The organism is Variovorax beijingensis, from assembly GCF_003951285.1.
Lineage (GTDB): Bacteria > Pseudomonadota > Gammaproteobacteria > Burkholderiales > Burkholderiaceae_C > Variovorax > Variovorax beijingensis.
Genome location: NZ_RXFQ01000047.1, coordinates 1 through 7102, shown reverse-complemented (window position 1 = coordinate 7102; position 7102 = coordinate 1). Strand labels below are relative to the sequence as shown.

10 protein-coding genes are annotated in these 7102 nt (G+C 58.5%); 8 read left to right on the top strand and 2 right to left on the bottom strand.

The window, feature by feature from the left end; translation table 11 throughout:
* Window positions 1-693, bottom strand: a 693-nt coding sequence (locus EJO66_RS32050) for an alginate lyase family protein (protein ID WP_240648945.1), incomplete at its 3' end; no start/stop codon positions are given.
* A 599-nt stretch (window positions 694-1292) separates the two neighbouring features.
* A complete protein-coding gene (locus EJO66_RS32760; protein ID WP_164547970.1) occupies window positions 1293-1478 on the bottom strand; it encodes a type 2 periplasmic-binding domain-containing protein in 186 nt (61 codons plus the stop codon).
* Window positions 1479-1589: 111 nt separating this feature from the next.
* On the opposite strand from EJO66_RS32760, the gene imm45 reads away from it, so the two are divergent.
* From imm45 to EJO66_RS32015, 8 genes are all read left to right on the top strand, one after another.
* The gene (gene imm45, locus EJO66_RS32045) at window positions 1590-2027 is read left to right on the top strand and encodes an Imm45 family immunity protein (protein ID WP_164547969.1); all 438 of its coding nucleotides are present in this window, start codon (window positions 1590-1592) and stop codon (window positions 2025-2027) included.
* Window positions 2028-2079: 52 nt separating this feature from the next.
* Window positions 2080-2511, top strand: a complete 432-nt coding sequence (locus tag EJO66_RS32040) for a hypothetical protein (RefSeq protein ID WP_125967227.1) — start codon at window positions 2080-2082, stop codon at window positions 2509-2511.
* A 74-nt stretch (window positions 2512-2585) separates the two neighbouring features.
* A complete protein-coding gene (locus EJO66_RS32035) occupies window positions 2586-2966 on the top strand; it encodes a hypothetical protein (RefSeq protein WP_125967226.1) in 381 nt (126 codons plus the stop codon).
* Between the two features lie 176 nt (window positions 2967-3142).
* Entirely contained in the window at window positions 3143-3478 is a 336-nt protein-coding gene (locus EJO66_RS32030) for a hypothetical protein (RefSeq protein ID WP_125967225.1), read from the top strand.
* Window positions 3479-3894: 416 nt separating this feature from the next.
* Window positions 3895-4053, top strand: a complete 159-nt coding sequence (locus tag EJO66_RS32755) for a hypothetical protein (RefSeq protein ID WP_164547968.1) — start codon at window positions 3895-3897, stop codon at window positions 4051-4053.
* A 918-nt stretch (window positions 4054-4971) separates the two neighbouring features.
* Entirely contained in the window at window positions 4972-5265 is a 294-nt protein-coding gene (locus tag EJO66_RS32025) for a hypothetical protein (RefSeq protein ID WP_125967224.1), read from the top strand.
* A 709-nt stretch (window positions 5266-5974) separates the two neighbouring features.
* Window positions 5975-6598, top strand: a complete 624-nt coding sequence (locus EJO66_RS32020; RefSeq protein WP_125967223.1) for a DUF2625 domain-containing protein — start codon at window positions 5975-5977, stop codon at window positions 6596-6598.
* A 68-nt stretch (window positions 6599-6666) separates the two neighbouring features.
* Window positions 6667-7050 carry a DUF2019 domain-containing protein gene (locus EJO66_RS32015; protein WP_125967222.1) on the top strand — a complete coding sequence of 128 codons (384 nt, stop codon included), beginning with the start codon at window positions 6667-6669 and terminating at the stop codon, window positions 7048-7050.
* Window positions 7051-7102: the final 52 nt, after the last annotated feature.

Here is a 7102-nt window from a genome sequence, read left to right as displayed (position 1 = left end):
GTGGCTCTCCTGCCATTGCCCCAGATAGCCGGGATGCACGTAGTAGACGTTGTTGGCGCTCGCGCCGTTGCCGCGGCCGCTCTTGTAATAGTTGCTCGCTTCGGCGATCAGGTCCGGCCGGTCGCAGAACACGCCGATCGCGTAGATGGAGCAGATGTTGGCCAGGTCCCAGTTCGCCCAGTAGTGGGTGACCTTTCTGGTCTCCGTGCCGTTGTGGTTGACCAGGAAGTCGTGGCACTTCGGATAGAACACGTTCAGCAGCATGGTCTGGAAGCGCGCGACGTCTTCCTTCGCCCAGCCGGAATAGGTCCGCATCAGTTCCGCGGCGTTGGCCCACTGGTTGCCGTAGAGGCCCGAGGCGAGGAAGACGTTCGAGTTGCCGCCCAGCTCGGTCAAGGTCGACGACCAAGCGTTGAGAAACTCCACCGCCTTCGTCGCGTAGTTCTCGTCGTTCGTGATCTTCCAGCGCAATGCGAGATGAAGGGCACGCACCATGTCGCCGACCATCTGCCAATAGTTCTCGCCATCGACGCCGCGCGTCACCAACGCCAGGGGCCGCGGCGTCGCCGCGAGGTTGGTGTTGTTCGTCTTGAGCATCATGTTCCAGCCGCCCACCCAGGGCTGCGCATTGGCGGCCAGCTTGTCCCGGATGCGCTGCAGGTCGGCCTCGGTGACGAGCAGGCCGGGGTGCACGATCTTGCGTACTTCGGGCTCAGGGGTGGTCGGCTCAGGCGCTGGGGTGTCGGGGGTGTCGACACCAGCGACAGCACCGGGTGTCGCACCCGGGGACCGCGGCGCGGTGGTGCCAGCTATCGGCAAAAAACCTCCGCCTCCGCCTCCGCCTCCTCCACCGCAAGCCGTCGTGCCCAGGGCCAACGCGCTGGCGGTACCGATGAAGAAAGTGCGGCGATCTAGCAAGGAGACGTCCTTGGCATTGTTCGTGGGATATGTCATCTATCGCTAATTTGTAAAAAAATGATTCTGCAAACTGCGTGCCATTCGCTTCGATGGCTCGATGCCATGAAATCGGTAAAACTGATGGATACATTGCACGCGTTGCGATGAACCCGCACAGGCCAGAAGTGACATTCGTTGTCACATGAGACGGCCAGCAGGGCCATGAAATGTCATGGTCGTTGGCTCGCTCATCCACTGCGCTGGCTGGAGGGGACCTCGAGCCAGCAATTGGTGTGGCCTATCGGGAGACGACAACAAGCGTTGGATTGCTTCTGAAAATGAGCGGCTGAATCTCATTTCCGGAAGGATCGGAAACGCTCGTCCGCGAAGCCACCTCAGTTTTCTGCCATTGACTTCGCGACACGGCGGACGATGGCCGCGAACGCGGCAGTCATCGGCGTGCGCACCTGACCTTCAGGCCAGAGCAGGCCGGGCGTCCGCTGCAGCGATAGTCCCTCCAAGGGAATCGCAATCAGGCTGAGATGGTCCGCCAGCGCACTGCGCGAGACGATCGTCGCCATGGCGAGGCGGATCGATGCGCTGCCGGATGGCTCGCTTGCGGCCACAACCGGTCGGTCGTGCCGTGGGGCAAAATTCGGCCAGGAGCGGTCATACAAATAACCCAGTCAGCAATGACGAAACAATGCGGAGCGATGAATTTGATGCAGACAAAAGGTGCTGCCGTTGAAGGCGCGATTGCAGAGTGGAGCAAGCTTCTTGAGTGGGAACCGGCGGCGCTGTTTCGGGGCACGGTTTTTCGATGTAATGCGGTATGGCCCTACGAAAACATCGTCGATTTCATGCTCGTTGAGCTTCCGAATTCGCCTAGTGGACTCTCTGTCATCGTAGTCACCGGATACAAGGCAGGCTTGGTCCTTGTTCATCTGCCGGCAGAGGCGAGATCGGAAGCGAATGCTCGAGCGTTGTCCACGGCATGGGTGGTTGAGAACTGGGGCAGATGGATCTATTCAGAGTGTCCGGCCGAGTTGGTTCAGGTGCTTGAAAATTATCCAGCTGAGGTTCATGTTGAAGGAGCGCCCTCATCACCCTCAAGAGACCTCAAACTCTGAATCGGATCGGACTGCCTCCGGCCAAAAGCGGAAATCCAAGTACGGTCTCATCATGCAACCTGACACGCCTTCATCTGAAGGATTCGATATTTTCTGGATAGCGTCTGATTCGCTGCAGCAAGTCGGCATGTTTGCGACTGGCGGTGATGGCCCTATCCCCTGGACTGCACGGCCTTGGATTTACAACGCGGAAGAACAGGCACTGATGTTGTCGGTTGTGTGTGCAGTCGAGTTGAAAATTCCCTATCCCCGACCCGATGATTTCGTGGCGTTGGCTGAGCGAGGATTTTTTTCGTTCGACTGGACGGATGTGCACAAGACTTCCATCCAGGCAACGTCCGCGTACGAAATGGTTTGCCGACCTGTCAGTCCTTTGACAGTTGACCAGTTGCCGCCGTCCCTTCGGGTTGCTGCGCTGGCCACGAAGATCATTGGCAAGACCTTAGACGCCGGGCGTGTAGATCGGGTGGCCTTGGGCAGCTAGGATGGCCGCCGTCGGCCAGCACCGGACCTTCATCCGCTACGCTATCGCGTCCCAGTTGCCAGTAGGAATACCAGATGTTCGGTGTGTTCAAGTCAAAGGCGAGCAAGCCCGTGTCAAGCCTGTTTCGAATGTCCGTCAAGGTCGGACGTGGGTCGAACGCGGACATGCCGGCGTCGCTCGCTGGGGCCTTCGTGCCCGTCTATGCAGCCGCTGCGAATCACGAAGATGCAACCAGAAAGGGTGTATCGAAGCTCGTCTCGCAGGGCTTTGAGTTCTTGGACCTCCAAGGCCCCATCCATCAACTTGATGCAGCGCAGTGGTCTGACTACGTCGCGAAGGCCTGGCCGGAGTTTGCGTCGAGTCTCCCCAACCAAGCCGAGGTCCTAGCCGGGCTGAACGGTGACCTCGTCTTCTTCGGGCCGTTCGCCGGCTACGAGCCTTCGCGCGAGGGCTGAAGTCGGCCAGGAGCCGTCGTTCGACGACGAGCCAAATTCGCCGAAGACCAGTCGTTCGCGGCGCCCGCGCAACGTCGAATTTGACAAGAAAAGCACGAGGCGACCTTGAAGCGCGTGCACACCAACAGGCCGAGGATGAACAATTGGCCAGAAGTGCACGTAGGAAGTCAGAATGTATGAACGACCAAGTCGAACTGCCAGACGGCTCAAACTTCTTCGCCACCCTTGAAACTGAATTGCTCAAAGAACAGGTCGCGGCGCTGTTTGCGGCCAAGGGCTGGCGTTCTCGAAAGTGCTCGTGGGTTGACTTCGAGGTCCGGAACGACTGGGCCGAGTTGGTAATCGATGGCACGTTCCCAATCTTGCTGCACGGCCCGGTCGCAAACATTGATCAGAACGCGGAATTCATACTTCAAACTCTTCGTGACGCAGGCGTTCGCTACAAGGCGGAGAGCTACGGCGACGATCCAGCGGTGATCTTGCGCGAGTTTGCGTGGCCCCATGCTTCATAGCTTCGCCAAGACTCAAACCGGCCAATAGCGGAAGTTCGCTGCTGAAGCTCACCGGAAACCAGATGCCAAATCGGATGACCCGAATCGTAACCTTACTATTCGTCCTCTTCCTATGTGGGCGAGTCCCGGCCGAAGAGCTGACATTTGGCCGGTTCATCATGTCTTGGCCAGACGGGTTCTCCCATGTTGAGGGCACCAGTCCGGCAATCTACAGGGGTCCTGCTGGTGAGCGCGTCCGAATAGTCACGGTGCCTACTCGGCGCAATCGAACTGCGGAAGAGGCGCATGACGAGGTCCGAAAAATTGTTGGACAGACGACGCGAGAGTTTCGTGATATCGAACGGGAATTCGGGCGGCCGCTCTGGCCCCTGAGAACCACTGTATCGTCCGCGGGCGATGTCCATATCTCGAGCGCAATGCAAAGCGACTCCAACAACATTCCGGGCTATGTCTTGAACTACGCAGTCGTTTCACCGCAAAGTGATTTCAGTCTCATCATGGTTGCTGGTGACGGCGATGCATTTGAAGCCTTTGGGCGATTCAAAGCAGCTCTTGCATCTGCAAGATGGCGATAGTCAATTCTCGGCCAAGAGCAGAAGTACGTCTCGGGCCCCCGGTTCTCGTGCGAAAGCGGTGACGACAGCCCGCTATCTGTGGATACATCGCCCAGACGCGAAAGGCAGATGAAGCTCGCATGTTCAGATAGGCTACCGATGTTGAGGGAAACGTTATGAAATTTGTATGTCCCTGCGGAGCAGTTGTGCGAGACAACACCGACTACCAGGCACACAAGGCCCACTTCATCCCCGACCAACTGTACGAGGGCGCTGCGGAGAGAATCGAAGCAGGCGGTGAGGTATGGGCGGAGATGAGGCGCGTAACGCGTCCGATGTATCAATGCAGCGAATGCTGCCGATTGTTTCTGAGTGATGACGCTGGAAACTTGGTTTCCTTCAAGCCGGACGAAAGCACCCCGTTCGGGATTCTCAAGGGCAAACTATGAGCCGCTATTGACCGGCACGTCTCGGCCGATTCTGTTGAAAAACTCGAGTGGCGCTCTCTTGGGCACATTTGCAGGGGTGGTCAAACCATTCCCTGGGCCGCGATCGTCGATCCTGGGTCGATCTGAGAGGTCGATTTTCGCCACGGTGCAGCGGTAAACGCTGCGACCGAGTTTTTCAACACAATCGGCCAGAAGCGGTCAGTCGGACGACCGCACAAATGCAACACCGCAATGGAACACACTGACGAAGTAGTCATAGCCGCCTTGCAGAGCGACGGCGTACCGTGGAGACGGTACTTTGTGCTGAACGGGTTGCTACCGTGCTACGAGAACGATGCCGGTCAACTCATGGCACATATCATCGAAGACGATTCTCTAGCTCGGGCCACAAAGGACTTTCTCGTCCGTCAAGGCCAGGTAAGAACCTTGCCCGCGAAGTCGTAGAGCGGCCAAGACCAGTCACTCGCCGGCGCGGCAGAATGTGACCAATATGGCGACAACCAGACCGCAAAAAATCCCGTTGGCTTCCCTGCAAGAGGCGGCTCGGCTTGCAACTCGAACCGCGCTTGAGCCGTTCGGGCGCATGCCCGACGATGTCGACCTCACGCTTGGAACGCACTGGGAGGAAGACGAAGTCGTTTTCGAGTTGTACATCGCGAAGGACCAGCCCACGGATGCGGTGGTGCTCACGGAGGCCCGCGTGAATCAATATGACGGACAAGTGCGGTCCGTCCGCGTATTCGAGAAGGCAATTGCGGGCGTGATGGCGAAGGAAAGGTCGTAGCCCGAAATCGGCCAGCAGCCGACATTCAAGCCGACGCCAGAAATATTCGCCCCAGAAGCCTGAGGCTAGGGACTCGCGCCAGACTTGCTCAGGATGAACAACGAGATCTGGTCGTGTTCGACGCAGATCTCATATGCCACTTCGCATGCCCAATCCAAGGCTCCGCCCTGCGACTCGACGTCTGCCCGAGAAAGCAGACGACCGTTCGGTGCAAGGGCCTGAACGAGTGGAGATTCAATTGGATCAACGACTTGGGTTGAGAGATTTCCGCTCTCGATCCACGTGTGGAGGGTTGTCCACCATGTCTCTGCTGCTTCGCCATCCCACGCACCTGAGCCAAGTTGCGTAAAAACCTGCGGACCCACCGTACCGCAGTCCAACAACGCACTGCGGAACATGACATTGGATCGCTCTCCGTACTCAAAGCCGCCCTCAAGTAGTCGAAGAGGTGAGTTACAGCCGCACGGGCATGCATGCGTCGTGGTACTAGGGTAAACGAACGGCATGATCGCAATGTACGTGATCGCCGCAGGAAAGGTCGAACGACCGGTTTCCGGCGGCGCACCCCTTCGCCCGTTACCCCAGAAGCACACACGACAACGGCCGGCGAACCACCGCTTTCACGAGACCGCTGCTCCCGCTCAGTGCGCCGTGCGCGCAGCACACCATCGGCTACAGTCGGCCCACAACCGGACATTGAGGACGAAACTTGCGTTCACTGAATGAGCTTTTGGAAGTCGACGAGCCGGCATTGCCACTGGTTGAGAAGTGGGCTGGGGATGCCGAACTCCCGGTTGAGATACTGTCCCCTTCTTCAAACTGCGGCGGCGTTCTCGTTGACCTGCAAGTGACCACTCGGTCAGTCCTCGGAGCTGTGGCCTATGGGACGGGTGGCATCCTAGTCAACGGTGGGTGGCTAAGAATGCTTGGGTCAGGGCATCCAAAATTGACCCGCAACATCGCGGCGTGGAACGCAGGACGGTCCAACGGGTTTTGTCTTGTGGCGGACGACGCAATCGGCGGATTTTTTGCGCTCAACGGGGGCGCATTCGGCGACGACCTAGGTTCGGTGTACTACCTTGCACCGGAGACTCTCAAATGGGAGAGCTTGGGGGTCGGTCACGCTGCATTCACACAGTGGGCATTCACCAATCGGCTCCATGCCTTCTATGCGGGGATGCGCTGGGCCGGGTGGGAGGAAGATGTCGGCCACCTATCAGGAGACGAGTGCTTCAACTTCTATCCCTTCTTGTGCAGCGAGCAGGGGTCGACGCAGACCAGTTCGAGGCGTCCCGTTCCTGTCGCGGAGCAGTACGCTTTCAACACAGCATGAGGGCACGCCGAGGCCACGCCGGTGTGGCAGGATGCGGCCACAACCAGTCCTTCATCGAATAGCAAATCATGGAAATTCCGCCGCAGCAGTCTGTCTCTGCCTTCATTGAACGGTTCCGCGCGGCGGCAATGGCGAAAGGTGACTTTGCGGAGGGACCAAGCGACGCAGCGCATCATGCTGAGATGTCATCCGCGTTCCGCGAGCTGGTTAGGCGGGGTGACCGAGGGAATCTGGCATTCGAGCGCCTCCTCGACGACGATTCGACTCACGTCAGGCTTTGGGCAGCCGCGCAACTGCTATTTCTAGGGTTCTCTGATGCTCGTCCCGTGCTTGAACGGATTGCCGCTGGGCACGGTCTCACTGCGATGAACGCGCAAGTGACGCTCGAACAGTTCGACGCCGGAAAACTAGGGTCGCCACTGTCGCTGGATGAGCCAAGCAAGCCGAGCTAAGCGCCTTTGAATGTCTGCTTCCGCTCAGGTCGTAGGTCGGCTCAGGGCCCTT

Bases quoted from the DNA above. Each gene is read 5' to 3' on its own strand.
- EJO66_RS32015 (WP_125967222.1), top strand. From the start codon at position 6,667: ATGGAAATTCCGCCGCAGCAGTCTGTCTCTGCCTTCATTGAACGGTTC.
- EJO66_RS32030 (WP_125967225.1), top strand. From the start codon at position 3,143: ATGAACGACCAAGTCGAACTGCCAGACGGCTCAAACTTCTTCGCCACC.
- EJO66_RS32760 (WP_164547970.1), bottom strand. From the start codon at position 1,478: ATGGCGACGATCGTCTCGCGCAGTGCGCTGGCGGACCATCTCAGCCTG.
- EJO66_RS32755 (WP_164547968.1), top strand. From the start codon at position 3,895: ATGCAAAGCGACTCCAACAACATTCCGGGCTATGTCTTGAACTACGCA.
- EJO66_RS32025 (WP_125967224.1), top strand. From the start codon at position 4,972: ATGGCGACAACCAGACCGCAAAAAATCCCGTTGGCTTCCCTGCAAGAG.
- EJO66_RS32035 (WP_125967226.1), top strand. From the start codon at position 2,586: ATGTTCGGTGTGTTCAAGTCAAAGGCGAGCAAGCCCGTGTCAAGCCTG.
- EJO66_RS32040 (WP_125967227.1), top strand. From the start codon at position 2,080: ATGCAACCTGACACGCCTTCATCTGAAGGATTCGATATTTTCTGGATA.
- imm45 (WP_164547969.1), top strand. From the start codon at position 1,590: ATGACGAAACAATGCGGAGCGATGAATTTGATGCAGACAAAAGGTGCT.